The 18845-nt window shown below is 33.9% G+C and carries 14 protein-coding genes and 1 tRNA gene; all 15 read left to right on the top strand.

Translation table 11 applies throughout. The features are described 5' to 3' along the window. The coding region (gene tuf / locus B4H69_RS04055) for an elongation factor Tu (protein ID WP_291092814.1) at positions 1 to 957 on the top strand (957 nt) is incomplete at its 5' end. Positions 958 to 1018: 61 nt separating this feature from the next. Further along, a tRNA-Trp gene (locus tag B4H69_RS04050) sits at positions 1019 to 1089 on the top strand. Positions 1090 to 1104: 15 nt separating this feature from the next. Beyond that, positions 1105 to 1293, top strand: coding sequence for a preprotein translocase subunit SecE (gene secE, locus B4H69_RS04045; RefSeq protein WP_038331172.1), 189 nt, complete (start codon positions 1105 to 1107; stop codon positions 1291 to 1293). Positions 1294 to 1325: 32 nt separating this feature from the next. Continuing rightward, complete coding sequence (nusG, locus tag B4H69_RS04040) at positions 1326 to 1874, top strand: transcription termination/antitermination protein NusG (RefSeq protein ID WP_038331068.1); 549 nt, start codon at positions 1326 to 1328, stop codon at positions 1872 to 1874. 75 nt (positions 1875 to 1949) lie between these two features. Then, positions 1950 to 2390: a 50S ribosomal protein L11 gene (gene rplK, locus B4H69_RS04035; protein WP_038331069.1), complete on the top strand. Its 441-nt coding sequence runs from the start codon at positions 1950 to 1952 to the stop codon at positions 2388 to 2390. 17 nt (positions 2391 to 2407) lie between these two features. After that, positions 2408 to 3103: a 50S ribosomal protein L1 gene (rplA, locus tag B4H69_RS04030; protein ID WP_038331070.1), complete on the top strand. Its 696-nt coding sequence runs from the start codon at positions 2408 to 2410 to the stop codon at positions 3101 to 3103. A gap of 18 nt (positions 3104 to 3121) precedes the next feature. Then, a complete protein-coding gene (rplJ, locus tag B4H69_RS04025) occupies positions 3122 to 3634 on the top strand; it encodes a 50S ribosomal protein L10 (RefSeq protein WP_180906777.1) in 513 nt (170 codons plus the stop codon). Between the two features lie 47 nt (positions 3635 to 3681). After that, positions 3682 to 4050, top strand: a complete 369-nt coding sequence (gene rplL, locus B4H69_RS04020; protein WP_019974307.1) for a 50S ribosomal protein L7/L12 — start codon at positions 3682 to 3684, stop codon at positions 4048 to 4050. Between the two features lie 102 nt (positions 4051 to 4152). Then, positions 4153 to 8082: a DNA-directed RNA polymerase subunit beta gene (gene rpoB / locus B4H69_RS04015; protein ID WP_291092812.1), complete on the top strand. Its 3930-nt coding sequence runs from the start codon at positions 4153 to 4155 to the stop codon at positions 8080 to 8082. A gap of 62 nt (positions 8083 to 8144) precedes the next feature. Beyond that, on the top strand, positions 8145 to 12422 hold the full coding sequence (gene rpoC, locus B4H69_RS04010) for a DNA-directed RNA polymerase subunit beta' (protein ID WP_180905818.1): 4278 nt from the start codon (positions 8145 to 8147) through the stop codon (positions 12420 to 12422). Then, complete coding sequence (locus tag B4H69_RS04005) at positions 12422 to 12715, top strand: DUF3467 domain-containing protein (protein WP_038331074.1); 294 nt, start codon at positions 12422 to 12424, stop codon at positions 12713 to 12715. The genes rpoC and B4H69_RS04005 overlap by 1 nt, the downstream gene beginning before the upstream one ends. A 235-nt stretch (positions 12716 to 12950) precedes the next feature. Next, the gene (locus tag B4H69_RS04000; RefSeq protein ID WP_180905819.1) at positions 12951 to 14270 is read left to right on the top strand and encodes a dihydrolipoamide acetyltransferase family protein; all 1320 of its coding nucleotides are present in this window, start codon (positions 12951 to 12953) and stop codon (positions 14268 to 14270) included. 95 nt (positions 14271 to 14365) lie between these two features. Then, on the top strand, positions 14366 to 15562 hold the full coding sequence (locus B4H69_RS03995) for a helix-turn-helix domain-containing protein (protein WP_185655194.1): 1197 nt from the start codon (positions 14366 to 14368) through the stop codon (positions 15560 to 15562). After that, positions 15555 to 16649, top strand: a complete 1095-nt coding sequence (locus B4H69_RS03990) for a hypothetical protein (RefSeq protein WP_180905821.1) — start codon at positions 15555 to 15557, stop codon at positions 16647 to 16649. The genes B4H69_RS03995 and B4H69_RS03990 overlap by 8 nt, the downstream gene beginning before the upstream one ends. A gap of 136 nt (positions 16650 to 16785) precedes the next feature. Continuing rightward, positions 16786 to 18822, top strand: coding sequence for a T9SS type A sorting domain-containing protein (locus B4H69_RS03985; protein ID WP_180905822.1), 2037 nt, complete (start codon positions 16786 to 16788; stop codon positions 18820 to 18822). The last annotated feature ends 23 nt before the right edge of the window (positions 18823 to 18845 follow it).

Genomic DNA, 18845 nt, shown 5'->3' with positions numbered 1-18845 from the left:
GCACACGTTGACTGTCCAGGTCACGCGGATTACGTAAAAAACATGGTTACAGGAGCTGCTCAAATGGATGGTGGTATCTTAGTAGTAGCTGCTACTGATGGTCCAATGCCTCAAACTCGTGAGCACATCTTATTATGTCGCCAAGTAAACGTTCCTCGTATCGTTGTTTTCTTAAACAAAGTTGATATGGTTGACGATGCTGAGTTATTAGAGTTAGTAGAAATGGAAGTAAGAGATTTATTATCTTCTTACGAATATGACGGAGATAACACTCCAGTTATCCAAGGATCTGCTTTAGGTGCATTAAACGGTGAGCCTCAATGGGTTGAAACTGTATTGAACTTAATGAACAATGTTGATGAGTGGATCGAGCAACCAGTTCGTGATCAAGATAAACCATTCTTAATGCCAGTAGAGGATGTATTCTCTATTACAGGTCGTGGTACTGTTGCTACAGGACGTATCGAGGCTGGTGTAATTAACTCTGGGGATCCAGTTGACATCGTTGGTATGGGAGAAGAAAAATTAACTTCTACTGTAACAGGTGTTGAAATGTTCCGTAAAATCTTAGATAGAGGTGAAGCTGGTGATAACGTAGGTTTATTATTACGTGGTGTTGATAAAACTGACATCCGTCGTGGTATGGTTATCGCGAAACAAGGATCTGTTAAACCACACAAAAAATTCAAAGCTGAGGTTTATATCTTAACTAAAGAAGAAGGTGGTCGTCACACTCCATTCCACAACCGTTACCGTCCACAGTTCTACGTACGTACAACTGACGTAACAGGGGAAATCAACTTACCAGAAGGAGTTGAGATGGTTTTACCAGGAGATAACTTAACTATTACAGTTGAATTATTACAACCAATCGCATTAAACGAAGGTTTACGTTTCGCAATCCGCGAAGGTGGACGTACAGTAGGTGCTGGTCAGGTAACTGAAATTTTAGACTAATTAGTCAAAATATAATATAGAAGATGTGGTAATCTTCAATGATTACCACTCTTTTTATTCTACGGGCATAGTTCAATGGTAGAATAGCGGTCTCCAAAACCGTTGATCAGGGTTCGAATCCTTGTGCCCGTGCTAAATGAAAACGATATGAAAGTCGTACAATATTTTAAAGATTCCTTTGTAGAATTTAAAGATCATGTAACATGGCCATCATTCTCAGATCTACAAAGAGACACAATTATTGTTGCAATAGCTACAGTTTTGTTAGCTATATTTTTATATGCGGTAGATACATTATTCACACAAGTGCTTAACTTTATCTACGGCGCTTTTTAGTTTGTAAAATATCCCGTTTAGTAATTAGAATCATGAGTGAAAAGAAATGGTATGTAATCAAGACTGTAGCTGGACAAGAGCTAAAAGTTAAGGATTATATTGAAAGAGAAATTCAGTACCAAAATTTGAATGATTATGTAGGACAAATTGTTGTTCCTATGGAAAAAGTGATTCAAATCCGTAACGGTAAAAAATATCAAAAGGAAAAAGTACACTTTCCTGGTTACATCATGATAGAAGCTGAACTTGTAGGGGAAATTCCTCACATGGTAAAGAATACATCGGGTGTAATTAGCTTTTTGAGTGCAACGAAAGGAGGTGATCCTGTACCAATGAGACAATCGGAAGTTAACCGAATGTTAGGTAAAGTTGACGAATTAGCAGAAAACATCGATACAAATTTAGGAATATCTTACATCGTAGGAGAAACGGTAAAAGTAATCGACGGACCATTCAATGGCTTCAACGGAACAGTTGAGAAAATCATTGAAGATAAACGTAAACTTGAAGTGATGGTTTTAATCTTCGGACGTAAAACACCACTAGAGTTAAGTTTTAACCAAGTTGAAAAGATTGCATAATCAAAATCTATCAACAAATTAAAAGTAGAAATTTAGGCTGCTTCCACATAACGCTTAATTTTAAGAATTAAAAAAATGGCAAAAAAAATTGAAAAAGTTGTAAAACTTCAAGTTAAAGGAGGACAAGCAAATCCTTCGCCACCAGTAGGGCCAGCTTTAGGTGCTGCAGGTGTTAACATCATGGAGTTTTGTAAACAATTTAATGGACGTACACAAGAAAAACAAGGTGCAGTGTTACCAGTTGTTATTACTGTGTATCAAGACAAATCATTCGATTTCGTAATTAAAACTCCACCAGCTGCTATTCAGTTAATGGAAGCTGCGAAATTGAAAAAAGCATCAGGTGTACCAAACCGTCAAAAAGTTGGTACTGTTACTTGGGATCAAGTTAGAGCTATTGCTGAAGACAAATTAGCGGACATGAACTGTTTTACTGTTGAATCTGCTATGAAAATGGTTGCTGGAACTGCACGTTCTATGGGTATAACTGTAAAAGGTGGGCAAGCTCCAGAATAATTAAAACATTTTAGGAAATGGCAAAGTTAACAAAAAGACAAAAAGAGGTATTAGCTAAAGTAGAAAAAAACAAACTTTACTCTATTGATGAAGCATCATCATTGGTAAAGGAAGTTAACTACGCTAAGTTTGATGCTTCTGTAGATATAGCAGTTCGTTTAGGTGTAGATCCTAAGAAAGCTAACCAAATGGTTCGTGGTGTAGTTTCATTACCACACGGAACAGGTAAAGATGTAAAAGTATTAGCATTAGTTACTCCAGATAAAGAAGCAGAAGCTAAAGCAGCAGGTGCAGACTATGTAGGATTAGACGAATACTTACAAAAAATTAAAGAAGGTTGGACAGATGTTGACGTTATCGTTACTATGCCAGCAGTTATGGGTAAATTAGGACCATTAGGACGTGTTTTAGGACCTCGTGGATTAATGCCTAACCCAAAATCAGGTACTGTAACTTTAGAAGTTGGTAAAGCCGTTTCTGAAGTAAAAGCAGGTAAAATCGACTTCAAAGTAGACCGTTACGGAATCATCCACGCTGCAGTTGGTAAAGTATCTTTCGATGCTGATAAAATTAAAGAAAATGCGAATGAACTAATTCAAACTTTAATTAAATTAAAACCAACAGCTGCTAAAGGAACATATGTAAAAAGCATTACGCTTTCTACAACTCAATCTGTAGGTGTATCAGTAGATCCAAAAAGTGTAAACGCTTAAAATTAGTAGATTATGGCAATGACAAAACAAGATAAAGCAAATATGATAGATGAATTGCAAGCTGTATTAGCAGAAGCAAAAATCATCTACTTAGCAGATATCGAAGGATTAAACGCTGTTAATACTACTGAATTAAGAAGAGCTTGCTACAAAAGCAATGTATCTTTACGCGTAGTAAAAAACACTTTATTAAAGAAAGCTATGGAGCAAATCGAAGACAAAAACTTCGAAGAGCTTTACGGATCTTTAAAAGGAAATACAGCATTAATGACTGCTGAAGTTGGTAACGCACCAGCTAAAGTAATCGATACTTTCAGAAAGAAATCTGAAAAACCTATTTTAAAAGGAGCTTGGATTGAAGATAATACATTCGTAGGTGATGACAAATTACCACAATTAGTAGCATTGAAATCTCGCGAAGAATTAATCGCAGACATCATCATGTTACTTCAATCTCCAATCAAAACTGTTGTTTCTCAATTAGAGAACAAAGACGCTGCAAAAGCAGAAGAAGGAGCTTCAGAAGAATAAGACACACTCATATCAAATAAAAGTTTAAAAAAACAAAAAGCATTAAAATGGCAGATTTAAAAAAATTAGCTGAAGAGTTAGTAAACTTAACAGTTTTAGAAGTTAATGAATTATCTACAATCTTAAAAGATGAGTACGGAATCGAACCAGCTGCTGCTGCTGTAGTTGTTGCTGCAGGTGGAGCAGGTGAAGCTGCTGAAGAGCAATCAGAATTCGACGTAATCTTAAAAGAAGCAGGTGCATCTAAATTAGCAGTTGTTAAATTAGTTAAAGAATTAACTGGTAAAGGATTAAAAGAAGCTAAAGATTTAGTAGATTCAACTCCAGCAACAGTTAAAGAAGCAGTTTCTAAAGACGAAGCTGAAGCTTTAAAGAAACAGCTAGAAGAAGCTGGTGCAGTAGTAGAATTGAAGTAATTTTTATTACTCAAAAATATAGGTTTGGACCTAACACAGGACGTGTTAGGTCTAAACCTTTTTACGCATAAAGTCATTATATAAACCAAAATTCATTCGAAATTGGCCACTAAAGCAACATTAAGCAACTCGACTGAGAAAAAAGAAAGATTGAACTTCTCTTCTGCAAAAGCAGTCGCTCAGTTCCCAGATTTCCTTGACATTCAGATCAAATCGTTTGAAGATTTTTTCCAGTTGGAAACAAGACCTGACCAACGAAAAAATGAAGGTCTTTACCGAACATTTGCTGAGAATTTTCCAATTACGGATACTCGCAATCAGTTTGTTTTAGAATTCTTAGATTATTTCGTAGATCCACCACGTTACACAATTGATGAGTGTATCGAAAGAGGATTAACGTACAGCGTACCATTGAAAGCTCGTCTTAAATTGTACTGTACGGACGAAGAACACGAAGATTTCGAAACTGTAGTGCAAGACGTATACTTAGGAACAATTCCTTACATGTCTCCTTCAGGATCATTCATTATTAATGGTGCAGAGCGTGTTATTGTATCTCAATTACACCGTTCTCCTGGGGTATTCTTCGGACAATCTTTCCACGCGAATGGTACAAAATTGTACTCATCTCGTATCATTCCTTTCAAAGGATCTTGGATTGAGTTCGCAACAGACATCAACAGCGTAATGTACGCTTACATCGATCGTAAGAAAAAGTTACCATTAACTACTTTATTACGTGCTATCGGATACGAAAGAGATAAAGATATCTTAGAAATTTTCGACTTAGCTGAAGAAGTAAAAGTTAATAAAGCTAATTTAAAGAAAGTTGTAGGTCGTAAACTTGCTGCGCGTGTATTAAATACATGGCACGAGGATTTCGTAGATGAAGATACAGGAGAAGTTGTATCTATCGAGCGTAATGAAATTATTTTAGACCGTGAAACAATCTTAGAGAAAGATCACATCGATCAAATCGTAGATTCTGGTGTTAAGACGATCTTATTACACAAAGAAGATATCAATTCTGCTGATTATGGAATTATCCATAATACTTTACAAAAAGACCCTACTAACACTGAAAAAGAGGCAGTAGAGTACATCTATAGACAATTACGTAACGCTGAGCCACCAGATGAGGAAACAGCAAGAGGAATTATTGACAAATTATTCTTCTCTGATCAACGTTATTCATTAGGTGAAGTAGGTCGTTACAGATTAAATAAAAAATTAGGCTTAAGCATTAGCGAGGACGTACAAGTATTGACTCGTGAAGATATCATTTCGATTATTAAATACTTAATCGAATTAATCAACTCTAAAGCAGAGGTGGATGATATTGACCACTTATCTAACCGTCGTGTAAGAACGGTAGGTGAGCAAATGGCTAGCCAATTCGGAGTAGGTTTAGCTCGTATGGCTAGAACTATCCGCGAAAGAATGAATGTTCGTGACAACGAGGTGTTTACACCAATCGATTTGATTAATGCTAAAACATTATCATCTGTTATCAACTCATTCTTCGGAACGAACCAGTTATCTCAGTTCATGGACCAAACAAATCCATTATCAGAGATTACACACAAACGTCGTTTATCAGCATTAGGACCTGGAGGTTTATCAAGAGAAAGAGCGGGATTCGAGGTACGTGACGTACACCACACTCATTACGGACGTTTATGTCCAATTGAAACTCCTGAGGGACCAAACATTGGTTTGATTTCGTCATTATGTGTATTCGCTAAAGTTAATAACTTAGGGTTTATCGAAACACCGTACAGAAAAGTAGAAGATGGAAAAGTGGACGTCGAATCAGCACCAATCTATTTAACTGCGGAAGAGGAGGAATCAAAAGTAATTGCTCAAGCCAATATCGACATGACAGACGATGGTACTATTGCTACTGAACGTGTAACTGCTCGTGAAGATGGGGATTTCCCTGTTGTAACACCAGCAGAAGTTGATTTAATCGACGTTGCACCTAACCAGATTGCTTCTATCTCAGCATCATTAATTCCTTTCTTGGAGCATGATGACGCCAACCGTGCGTTAATGGGATCGAACATGATGCGTCAGGCAGTTCCATTATTAAAACCTCAAGCACCAATTGTAGGTACTGGATTAGAAAAACAAGTTGCAAAAGATTCAAGAATCTTAGTAAATGCAGAACGTGAAGGTACAGTAACTTATGTTGATGCTGACATTATAACAATTAAATATGATCGTTCAGAAGACGAAGAATTAGTAAGCTTCGATACTGCTGAGAAAACATATAATTTAACAAAATTCAGAAAAACCAATCAAGGAACTACAATTACGTTGAAACCAATTGTAAAAGTTGGTGATCGTGTAGAGAAAGGACAAGTTTTATCTGAAGGTTATGCAACAGAAGGAGGAGAATTAGCAATTGGTCGTAATATGGTTGTTGCCTTCATGCCTTGGCAGGGGTACAACTTCGAGGATGCCATTGTAATCTCTGAGAAAGCTGTTCGCGAAGACTGGTTTACATCTATCCACATCGATGAGTATTCATTAGATGTACGTGATACAAAATTAGGTATGGAAGAATTAACTTCAGACATTCCTAACGTTTCGGAAGAGGCTACAAAAGACTTAGACGAAAACGGTATGATCCGTATCGGAGCAGAAGTAAAACCTGGTGATATCTTGATTGGTAAGATTACTCCAAAAGGAGAATCTGATCCAACTCCAGAAGAAAAATTATTACGTGCGATCTTTGGTGACAAAGCAGGTGATGTAAAAGATGCTTCTCTTAAAGCTTCTCCGTCATTACGCGGTGTTGTTATCGATAAAAAATTATTCTCACGTAGTATTAAGGATAAACGTAAACGTTCTCAAGACAAAGCTATCATTGATAGTGTAGAAGCTGAGTACGACGTTAAATTCAATGAATTAAGAGAGATTTTATTAGAGAAATTATACGTTTTATTAAACGGAAAAACTTCTCAAGGTATTTACAACGACTTGAACGAAGAAGTGATCAAGAAAGGTGTAAAATACACACAAAAAATCTTATCTAATGTTGAAGATTTCTTAAACTTAACTGGTGCAGAATCTCTTTGGACAACAGACGAGGATAAGAACGAATTAGTAAAAGAATTGTTACATAATTACAAAATTAAGTACAACGATTTACAAGGAGCACTTAACCGCGAAAGATTTACAATCTCTGTTGGAGACGAGTTACCTGCAGGTATCGTTAAATTAGCGAAAATCTACATTGCGAAAAAACGTAAACTAAGAGTAGGGGATAAAATGGCAGGACGTCACGGTAACAAAGGTATTGTTGCACGTATCGTTCGTGACGAAGATATGCCTTTCTTAGAAGACGGAACGCCAGTAAATATCGTGCTTAACCCACTTGGGGTACCATCTCGTATGAATATCGGTCAGATTTATGAAACGGTATTAGGATGGGCTGGACTTAAAATGGGTCAAAAATTTGCTACACCTATCTTCGATGGTGCTGAAATCGCTGATATCGATCGCATCACAGAAGAAGCAGGTATTCCAAAACACGGTACAACATATTTATATGACGGTAACACTGGAGAACGTTTTGATCAAAAAGCTACTGTAGGGGTGATTTACATGTTGAAATTAGGACACATGGTTGACGACAAAATGCACGCGCGTTCTATCGGACCATACTCATTAATTACTCAACAACCATTAGGAGGTAAAGCACAATTCNNCCTGGTTGATGACAAGATGCATGCGCGTTCTACCGGTTCTTACTCTCTGGTAACGCAACAACCGCTTGGTGGTAAAGCACAATTCGGTGGACAACGTTTCGGAGAGATGGAGGTTTGGGCATTAGAAGCATTCGGTGCATCTAATATCTTACGCGAAATCTTAACAGTTAAGTCGGATGACGTAATTGGACGTGCGAAAACTTACGAAGCAATCGTAAAAGGAGAGCCAATGCCAGAACCTGGTATTCCAGAATCATTTAACGTATTGTTACATGAATTACAAGGTCTTGGATTAGACATAAACTTGGAAGAATAATAGGGAAACCTATTATTCTACCTTTTTCGTTATAATAATATAATTGTTAGATACATTTCTATATGTCAACAAAAAATAAAACAAGTCAATTCTCAAAAATCCGTATCGGGTTAGCTTCTCCAGAATCGATTCTTCAAGAATCTAAAGGTGAAGTTTTAAAACCTGAAACGATTAACTATAGAACGCACAAACCAGAGCGTGACGGGTTATTCTGTGAGCGTATCTTTGGACCTGTAAAAGATTACGAATGTGCCTGCGGAAAATATAAAAGAATCCGTTATAAAGGTATCGTTTGTGACCGTTGTGGGGTTGAAGTTACTGAAAAGAAAGTTCGTCGTGAGCGTATTGGACACATCAATCTTGTTGTTCCAATTGCACATATTTGGTATTTCCGTTCATTACCAAACAAAATTGGTTACATCTTAGGATTACCATCTAAGAAATTAGACATGGTAATTTACTACGAAAGATATGTAGTGATTCAAGCAGGTATCGCAAAAGGACCAGAAGGTGAAGAATTAAATAGATTAGATTTCTTATCAGAAGAAGAGTATTTAGATATTTTAGAAACTCTTCCAATCGAGAATCAATATCTAGAAGATACAGATCCGAATAAATTCGTTGCGAAAATGGGTGCTGAAGCATTAGAAGACCTATTATCTCGTATCAATTTAGATGAGTTATCTTACGAATTAAGACACAAAGCACATAACGAAACTTCTAAACAACGTCGTACAGAAGCGTTAAAACGTTTACAAGTTGTTGAGTCGTTACGTGAGTCAAATATGCACCACGTAAACCGTCCAGAATGGATGGTAATGCGCGTTATTCCGGTTATTCCGCCAGAATTACGTCCATTAGTTCCATTAGATGGTGGTCGTTTTGCAACATCAGATTTAAACGATTTATATCGTCGTGTAATTATCCGTAATAACCGTTTGAAACGATTAATGGAAATCAAAGCGCCAGAAGTAATCTTACGTAATGAAAAACGTATGTTACAAGAAGCGGTTGATTCATTATTCGATAACACACGTAAAGCATCTGCTGTAAAAGCTGATGGTAACCGTCCGTTAAAATCATTATCTGATTCATTAAAAGGTAAACAAGGTCGTTTCCGTCAAAACTTATTAGGTAAACGTGTGGATTATTCTGCTCGTTCTGTAATTGTTGTTGGACCAACACTTAAATTACACGAATGTGGTTTACCAAAAGATATGGCAGCTGAATTATACAAACCATTCGTAGTTCGTAAATTAATCGAGCGTGGAATTGTAAAAACAGTTAAATCGGCTAAGAAAATTATCGATAGAAAAGAGCCAGTTGTTTGGGATATTTTAGAAAATGTAATCAAAGGTCACCCAGTTTTATTAAACCGTGCCCCTACGTTACACCGTTTAGGTATCCAAGCATTCCAACCGAAATTAATCGAAGGTAAAGCAATTCGTTTACACCCATTAGTGTGTACAGCCTTCAATGCCGATTTCGATGGTGACCAGATGGCCGTTCACTTACCATTAGGACCAGAAGCTGTTTTAGAAGCACAATTATTGATGTTAGCTTCTCAAAATATTTTGAATCCTGCAAATGGTTCTCCAATCACTGTACCTTCTCAGGATATGGTTTTAGGTCTTTACTACATGACGAAAATTCGTCGTACTGACCACCAATTTACTGTAAAAGGTGAAGGATTAACTTTCTATTCAGACGAAGAAGTTCAAATTGCATACAACGAAGGAGCTGTTGACTTAAACGCGCCAATTCGTGTAAAAGGAACAATTCGTGTAGGAGAGGAGTTAGTAGAAAATCAATTAATCGAAACTTCAGTAGGACGTGTGTTATTCAACCAAATCGTTCCGAAACAAGTAGGTTATATTAATGAAGTATTAACGAAAAAATCGTTACGTACAATTATTAATAAAATTATCAAGATTACAGATTTCCCTACAACGGCTGCTTTCTTAGATGATATGAAACAATTAGGATACCGTAATGCCTTCGAGGGTGGTTTATCATTCTCATTAGGAGATATCTTAATCCCGGAACAAAAGAAAGACCTTATCTCAGGTGCGATCAACCAAGTTGAGAACATTAAGATGAACTATAACATGGGTCTTATTACAAATAACGAACGTTACAACCAAGTTATTGATGTTTGGACAACAACAAACGCAACATTAACAGAAATTGTAATGAAACGTATGACAGAAGATCAACAAGGATTTAACTCTGTATTCATGATGCTTGATTCTGGAGCGCGTGGATCTAAAGAGCAAATTCGTCAGTTATCAGGTATGCGTGGATTGATGGCTAAACCTCAAAAAGCTGGTTCTACTGGTGGGGATATCATCGAAAACCCAATTATCTCTAACTTCCGTGAAGGTCTGTCTATCTTAGAGTACTTTATTTCTTCGCACGGTGCGCGTAAAGGTCTTGCCGATACTGCCTTAAAAACTGCCGATGCTGGATACTTGACTCGTCGTTTAGTTGACGTTGCACAAGACGTTATCGTAATGCACGAAGATTGTGGTACATTAAGAGGTTTAGAAGTTACAGCACTTAAGAAAAAAGAAGAAATCATCGAAAGTTTATCTTCTCGTGTATTAGGTCGTACTTCATTAAATGATATTTACAACCCAGATAATGGTGAATTAATCATTTCTGCTGGTAACATTATTACAGAAGATGTTGGTGATGCTTTAGAAGCAGCTGGTATCGAAAATGTAGAGGTTCGTTCTCCATTAACATGTGAAGCGAAAACTGGAATTTGTGCTAAATGTTACGGACGTAACTTAGCTACAGGTAAAGGTGTTCAAAAAGGTGAATCAGTTGGTGTAGTTGCTGCACAATCTATTGGTGAGCCTGGTACACAGTTAACATTACGTACTTTCCACGTTGGGGGTACTGCGGGTAACGTTTCTGAGCAAAATACAATTAATGCTAAAGTTGACGGTACTGTTGAGTTTGACGACTTACGTACTGTTGAATCGACAGATGATGCAGGTAACAAAGTAGATACAGTTGTTTCTCGTTCTACAGAGATGAAAGTAATTGACGATTTAGGAAACGTTCGTCAACAAACTAACATCGCTTACGGTACTATCTTATCTGTTAAAAACGGAGCTAAAGTTCAAAAAGGTCAAGAGATTGCAAGTTGGGACCCTTATAACGGGGTAATCATCGCGGAATCTACTGGTAAAATCGAGTACGAACAATTAGAGCAAGGGGTAACTTTCCAGATTGAAATCGATGAGCAAACAGGATTCCAAGAAAAAGTTATTTCTGAATCACGTAATAAAAAATTAGTTCCAGCGTTAAGAGTTATCACTATTGATGGTGAAGAAAAAACATACAACTTACCAGTAGGTGCACACTTAATGGTAAATGATGGTGAAAAAATTAATGCAGGTAAAATCTTAGTTAAGATTCCTCGTAAGTCAGCTAAATCTGGCGATATTACAGGAGGTTTACCTCGTATTACAGAGTTGTTAGAGGCTCGTAATCCATCTAACCCATCAGTTGTTTGTGAAATGGATGGAGTTGTATCTTTCGGTAAAATAAAACGTGGTAACCGCGAAATCATTGTTGAATCTAAAAATGGTGAGATCCGTCGTTACTTAGTTAAATTATCAGCACAAATCTTAGTTCAAGAAAATGACTTCGTACGTGCAGGTGAGCCTTTATCAGATGGAGCAATTACACCAGAAGATATTTTAAGAATCTTAGGACCAACAGCGGTTCAAGAATACTTAGTAAACGAGATTCAAGATGTATACCGTTTACAAGGGGTAAAAATCGATGACAAACACTTCGAAATTATCGTACGTCAAATGTTACGTAAAGTTCGTATTGTAGACTCAGGAGATTCAAGATTCTTAGAAGATAGTTTAGAGCACAAAGATGATTTCATGCAAGAAAACGATCGTTTATTCGGAATGAAAGTCGTAGAAGATGCTGGTGATTCTGACACATTAAGTGCAGGACAAATCATCACAGTTCGCGAATTACGTGACGAAAACTCTAAATTAAAACGTGAAGACAAAAACTTAGTAACAGCTCGTGAGGCTTTACCTGCAACAGCAGAAGCAGTTTTACAAGGGATTACAAGAGCGTCTTTACAAACTAAATCTTTCATGTCTGCGGCATCGTTCCAGGAAACTACAAAAGTTCTTAACGAAGCAGCTGTAGCTGGTAAAGTAGACGGTTTAGTAGGATTAAAAGAAAACGTTATTGTTGGACACTTAATTCCTGCCGGAACTGGATTAAAAGAGTATCAAAATATCATCGTAGGATCTAACCGTGAATACGAGGAATTAATAAACGCAAAACAAGAAATATAATGTCAGAAAATCAACAAAACGAAGGATTAAACATTGAGTTAAACGAATTAGTAGCTCAAGGTGTTTATGCTACAGGAGCAATCATCAACCACTCACCATCTGAGTTCGTTGTAGATTTCGTTCAATTTTTACCAGGTGCTAGACCATCAGTAAAATCAAGAATTATTTTGTCTCCATTACAAGCAAAACAATTATCTCAATCGTTAGCAGAAAACGTAACTAACTTCGAGAAAAGCTTTGGTGAAATCAAAGAACCTCAAGTAAACAACGGTACTGCAACTTACGAAGCTTAAGAATCATTCTTAATATTTCAAAAAGTCCCTCAATCTTAGATTGGGGGATTTTTTTATGCAATCAAAACTATCAAATCATTAAAAATAATCTTATAAATGTTAGATCAATTATTAAATTGATAATTATTTGTAATATTAATACGAATAATTTAAAAATAAAATACATTAATCTTTTTAACAGTATTTTTTTGAATCGAAAAAATGTTTAGATTTGTATTTAGCAAATAACACAAGAATGTCTGACTATAAATTAATTCTACCTTCTATGGGAGAAGGTGTAATGGAAGCTACTGTAACAAATTGGATCAAGAATATTGGTGATTCGATTAGTGAAGATGAATCGGTTGTAGAAATCGCAACAGATAAAGTAGATTCTGATGTTCCTTCGCCAGTTGCAGGAGTTTTAAAAGAAATCTTAGTTCCGGTAGATGGAATTGCAAAAGTAGGTGAGCCTATCGCAATTTTGTCTGTTGATGGAGTTGTAGAACAAGCTGATTCGGTAGAAGAAGTAGATACAAGTAGCGATCAGGAAATTGCAGATGCAGCAAAATCTATCGAAGCTGAAGTTGCAACAATCAAAACTGAAACGGTTATTACTTCGTCTGATGATAAATTTTATTCTCCTTTAGTAAAATCTATTGCGAAAGAAGAAGGTGTTTCTCAGGCTGAGTTAGATCAAATTTCAGGTTCTGGAAAAGACGGACGTGTAACGAAAGATGATATTTTGGATTTCGTTAAAAATAGAGGAAATCAACCAGCGAAAACAGTTGTTACGACTTCTGTTGCTGCACCAGTTGCTCAACCTCAAGCACCGCAAGTGCAATCTGCGCCAATTTCTGTTGGTGAAGGAGATGAAATTATCGAAATGGATAGAATGCGTAAAATTATTGCGCAAAATATGCTACAAGCAAAACAAATTGCTCCTCACGTAACGTCTTTCGTAGAAGTTGATATGACGAATATTGTGTTGTGGAGAGATAAAAATAAAAATGAGTTTCAGAAGAAACATGGTGAGAAAATTACGTTTATGCCAATTTTTATCGAAGCTGTAGCAAAAGCAATTCAAGATTTCCCAATGATTAATGTTTCGGTTGATGGAGATAAAATCATCAAAAAGAAAAATATAAATATTGGAATGGCAGCAGCTTTACCAAGTGGAAATTTAATTGTTCCTGTTATCAAAAATGCAGATCAATTTAATTTAGCAGGTTTAGCTTCTCAGGTTAATGATTTAGCAAATCGTTCTCGTAACAATAAATTGAAACCAGCAGAAATCCAAGGAGGAACGTATACAATTACAAATATTGGATCTTTCGGAAATACATTAGGAACGCCAATTATTCCTCAACCACAAGTGGCTATTTTAGCTGTTGGGGCAATCGTGAAAAAACCTGCTGTTATCGAAACTCCACAGGGAGATATGATTGCAATTCGTCACAAAATGTACTTATCTCATGCTTACGATCACCGTGTTGTAGATGGCGCTTTAGGAGGTATGTTTGTAAAACGTGTTGCAGAATATCTTGAGGCTTTTGATATGAATACGCCTGTGTAATATTAGAATCATAAAAAAACGTATATAACATCTTAAAAACTCTGATTAAGTCAGAGTTTTTTTTATTTTTACAATTAGGTTTAGTTGTAATGAAGATGAGATTTATCTATCTACTTGTTTTATTTTTTTCTGTATACTGTTTTTCTCAAGATGTTGAGGAGAATAATGCTTTCTATAAAGAAGCTGTGGAGAAATTAAAAATAGATAATTCTAAAAGTATAAAGATATATGAATACTTGATTAACAATTCTGCAAACACCATTCAAAAATTAAATTATCAACTCGATTTAGTAAAAATAAAAGTATACGTTTCTAAAGATACAGAGGCTTTAGATATTTTTTTCGCGATTGAACCAGAAGTTTTAGCATCAAATAATCAAGAATTGAAAGATCGATACTATCTTATAGGATCAGATTTATTTTATTATTTAGGGTTTAAGGAAGAATCGAAGAAACTGTTAAATAAAGTCAAAACAAAAGATAGTACTTGGATAAATGATACTAGAAACAAGTTTATTAATCTTAAATATGATTTATCTTTTAGTCCAATTATATCTAAAAAAATAAATAATTTGAACGAAGCAAATGCTACGATTGACAGTTTGCAGATTGCAAATGAAGTTGAACGATTTATTTTGTTAAAAAGAATTCAAAATTATTTTTTATCTACTAATTCTTTTAAAGAATATGCGATTTATACGAGTCAATTAAATGAATTAGCAGAGCATTTGAATGTTGAAAAGAAAACAACTCAAAATTATTTAGTCAATAAACTTATTGATCAACAAAAATTTCAAAAAGAGATTAAAGAAAAACATTTAAAAACAGCTTCTGTTGTTTTATCTATTGTATTTATATTAATCATTATAACGTTGATTTTTTATAAGAAAAAGAAGCGAATTGAAGAAAATATAGTTAAAACAAATCTAATTTCTGATAAAGTTGAAAGCGAAATTTTAATGAAATTAGAAAATTTTGAGAAAAATAAAGGTTTTCTAAATCCTACGATCACGATTTCAATTTTAGCCAAAGATTTAGATACAAATATTAAGTATTTATCATCTATTTTAAATAATGTAAAACAGAAAAGTTTTAATAATTACATTAATGAATTGCGCATAGATTACATCGTAAAAATATTAAAAGAAGATAAAAAATTTCGGTTATATAAAATTAGTCATTTAGCTAAAGAAAGCGGCTTTATATCTCAGAGTAGTTTTACCACTTTTTTTAAATTAGTAACAGGTGTTACACCTTCTGTTTTTATAAAAAATTTAAATGAAGATGAATAATATAATTTTAACCTTACTTTTTTTATTCGGAACTTCTTTCAGTTTTGCTCAGAAATCAGATAGTGTGAGAATTGCATACGATTATGTTTATTTTAATCCGCAAAAAGCGATTGAAATGGCAAATCGTATTATAAAAACTTCAGAAAATAAAGACGATCAAATTACTGCTCGATTAATCAAAACAAATGCATATAGCTCTTTAGATGATACTTATAATGCGTTGAAATACGCATTTGAAACATATGATTATGTTAAAAAAGAGAAAGATACTTTTAATGAAGCTAGAATTTTAGGAAGAATAGGTGAGCTTTTTCAATTGTATGGATTTAATACTCAATCTCGCTATTATCTCGAAAAATCTGAAAATTTAATTCTTTCGAAAGAATTTTCTGAAGAAAAAAGACCAATGTATTTAGGGAATATTTACGGGATAAAAGGAAATGGATATAAAGATGATTTAGATTGCGATTTTGCTTTAAAATATTACGATAAATCGATCAAATCTTATAAGAGTAGAGAATTAAATCAAAGTACATTAAACAATTTAGCGTTAGTTTATATTGAGAAATCAAATTGTTTAATTGATAAATCGATCTTAGATTCTGCTACATTGTACTTAGATGAAGCTTTTTTTGTTATAAAAAAGAATAATCTAAAAGAATATGATCAGTCTGCCAAAACGAGCTTGGCAAGGATTTATCAAGCAAAAAAAGATTATACATATTCCAATCAACTTTTGAAAGAAGTTTTAAAAGAAATAAAAGCTTCGGAACCTATTAGTGTAAATTTGTATGTATATAGAATTTTGGCACAAAACGCTTTTTATCAACAAGATTATATTGCTTACAAAAAATATATAGATTATATCAAAAAAATAAATTTGCAATTGGAAAAAAGTAATCAAGAAGCAAAAGAGAAAAGCCTAAATTTTTTGTTATATAAAGATCAAGGATTCTGGTATAACTTATCTTTTTTTAAACTACCATTAGTCTTATTACTTGTCATTATTTTTTTACTATTTCTAAAAAATAGTAGAAATCAGAATTTTTTAAATTTAAAATCTATTTTCAGAAATAATAAAGGTTAATTTGCTTATTATTAGTTAATTATATTGTTTTTAGTGTTGATGAATTTAAGTAAAATTCATTTAAATTAGAGCTAATTCAATTTCATATTCAATAATTATTTTTTTCATTTGAAAAAATTAAATAACACATTGAATTATGAAGAAGACTTTTATTCTATTGGCAACAATTTTTGGGTTATGCTCAACTACTTATGCGCAAACAATTTTCGAAAAATCGAATACAACTCTTATAAAAAATAATAAATCTAAGTCAAATTCTTTAGATAAATTAAATAGAAGTTTTGATTGGACAACTCATAATAGAGGAAAAGATGCAAATGCTTTTGCTAATTTTGAGGAAACAGCAGGACTAAATACTAAAAATGGATCTGAAAAAAATACTTTAACTCCTTTCGGAAGTATAAATGCACAACGATGGACCTATGGAACAAATGTAGATACAAATGAAACTGTAATGTTTTCTATTGATTCTAAATACGGAGCAAATGCATCTTTAACTTTTAAGACATACACAGATGACCTAAAAGTTGATAAACAGTTTACAATTAGTATTCCAGAATCAGCTAATAGAGCAGAACCTATTGGAGATTTTTCTTCTAAAATACTTGATAATAACAACAAATTGATTGTAGCTGTATATGTTCACTTTTTCGAAGGAGGACAAGGGCCAGCTTTTCAAAAACATCAAATTTGGTTTGTAAATGAATCTGGAGAAATATTAAATAAAGTTGATGCATCTTCGGCTGAAATTTTAAAAGATTCTAAAGGAAAACTTAACGTCTATACTTATCATAGTGACGAAGATTATGTTACTGTAAAAAAAGTAGATTTAAATAATAGTACAAATACTTTAGAATATAAAGTTCCTTTTGATTTAGTAAATTTCTACGTAGGACTTCCATTAGCACATAAAAATTTGAATGGAAAAGATTATTTAGTTTTTTCTCATTATACAGAAAAGTTATTAGATAATAGTACATTAGAATTTAATACAAATGCAAAATTTGCTTTGGATTTTATAGATGCTGAAACTTTTAAATTAGAGAAGACATATAATTTACCAGTGATAGGATTTGATGAAGAAAATCCGTACACAATTCCAATGACTACTTTTGGATTGTTTTATAATACAGATAAATATGACATTTCTTCTAATGTTTATAATGCAGATAGTAAGTTAGAGTTTACTTATGGTGCTTTATTTTATGATATGCCTAATGATCGCGAATGGTTTAATTATTATGTTGTAAATGAGGATGGAACAGTTCTTAAAACATTGAATGAAGATATCGCAAATGGAGGTATAGAAACCGGGATTGAATTAACTGAATTAGCAAATCAAAAAGATCAAGTTGTTATGCTGATTGATAACGGTGAAGGAATATCTAACATCAAGGTTTATAATTTGCCTGAACTAGAATTAGCTCAAGATTTTCCAGCAGTTCATAATGATGATTTATTGTCTTTAAATTTTAATAGAATTGCGAATGGTAATACATTCAACTATGTCGTAGGACTTAATTTTGGTGAAGTAGAAGGAGATAAGGCATTTGGTATTGTAAAACATTATGATACGAAAGGTGTAGAAGTAAAAAAAGTAAGATTACCTATAACTTTGGAAACAGAATTGTTCGCCCCTTTCCTTAATGCATTAACTTTGAATCCAACTATTGTTAACGATGACGATAAAATTGAATATGTGTATGCTTATCAAGATAGAGTAAATAATAAGGCTGCAAATACTTATAGTATTGCACAAGATGAGAATAATCTTTTAGCAAGTTTCTCTGGAAGAACTGAAAAAGGAAATATTACAATGTCTGGTTATGGAACAAAAAGAAATGGAGAATATGACCGTTTGTATGTTTATTATGGAAGCGATTATTCTGCTACATCATTTATAACAGATTTCTATAAATTTCCTTTTGAAAGTTTAGCAGTTAATGATATTCAAAAAAATAAACAATCAATAAAATATTTGAGTAATGTAAAAGAAATCCGAGTTGATTATGAATACGCAACATATCAAGTATTTAATATGAACGGTAATTTAATTTCTTCAGGAAATTCTTCTAAAACAATTTTTACAAACGGATGGAATAAAGGAGTTTATATCATCAAAACGTTAGACAAGCAAGGTAAAGCTAATACAGCAAAAATCTTAGTTTTCTAATTCTAATTAACACTAATTATGAA

The sequence above is a fragment of the Empedobacter sp. UBA6745 genome (assembly GCF_002453775.1).
GTDB classification, from domain to species: Bacteria; Bacteroidota; Bacteroidia; order Flavobacteriales; family Weeksellaceae; genus Empedobacter; species Empedobacter falsenii_C.
This window is presented reverse-complemented; position numbering and strand designations above follow the sequence as displayed.

Bases quoted from the DNA above. Each gene is read 5' to 3' on its own strand.
- secE (WP_038331172.1), top strand. From the start codon at position 1,105: ATGAAAGTCGTACAATATTTTAAAGATTCCTTTGTAGAATTTAAAGAT.
- rplL (WP_019974307.1), top strand. From the start codon at position 3,682: ATGGCAGATTTAAAAAAATTAGCTGAAGAGTTAGTAAACTTAACAGTT.
- rpoC (WP_180905818.1), top strand. From the start codon at position 8,145: ATGTCAACAAAAAATAAAACAAGTCAATTCTCAAAAATCCGTATCGGG.
- rplA (WP_038331070.1), top strand. From the start codon at position 2,408: ATGGCAAAGTTAACAAAAAGACAAAAAGAGGTATTAGCTAAAGTAGAA.
- B4H69_RS03995 (WP_185655194.1), top strand. From the start codon at position 14,366: ATGAGATTTATCTATCTACTTGTTTTATTTTTTTCTGTATACTGTTTT.
- B4H69_RS04005 (WP_038331074.1), top strand. From the start codon at position 12,422: ATGTCAGAAAATCAACAAAACGAAGGATTAAACATTGAGTTAAACGAA.
- rplJ (WP_180906777.1), top strand. From the start codon at position 3,122: ATGACAAAACAAGATAAAGCAAATATGATAGATGAATTGCAAGCTGTA.
- B4H69_RS04000 (WP_180905819.1), top strand. From the start codon at position 12,951: ATGTCTGACTATAAATTAATTCTACCTTCTATGGGAGAAGGTGTAATG.
- B4H69_RS03990 (WP_180905821.1), top strand. From the start codon at position 15,555: ATGAATAATATAATTTTAACCTTACTTTTTTTATTCGGAACTTCTTTC.
- B4H69_RS03985 (WP_180905822.1), top strand. From the start codon at position 16,786: ATGAAGAAGACTTTTATTCTATTGGCAACAATTTTTGGGTTATGCTCA.
- rplK (WP_038331069.1), top strand. From the start codon at position 1,950: ATGGCAAAAAAAATTGAAAAAGTTGTAAAACTTCAAGTTAAAGGAGGA.
- nusG (WP_038331068.1), top strand. From the start codon at position 1,326: ATGAGTGAAAAGAAATGGTATGTAATCAAGACTGTAGCTGGACAAGAG.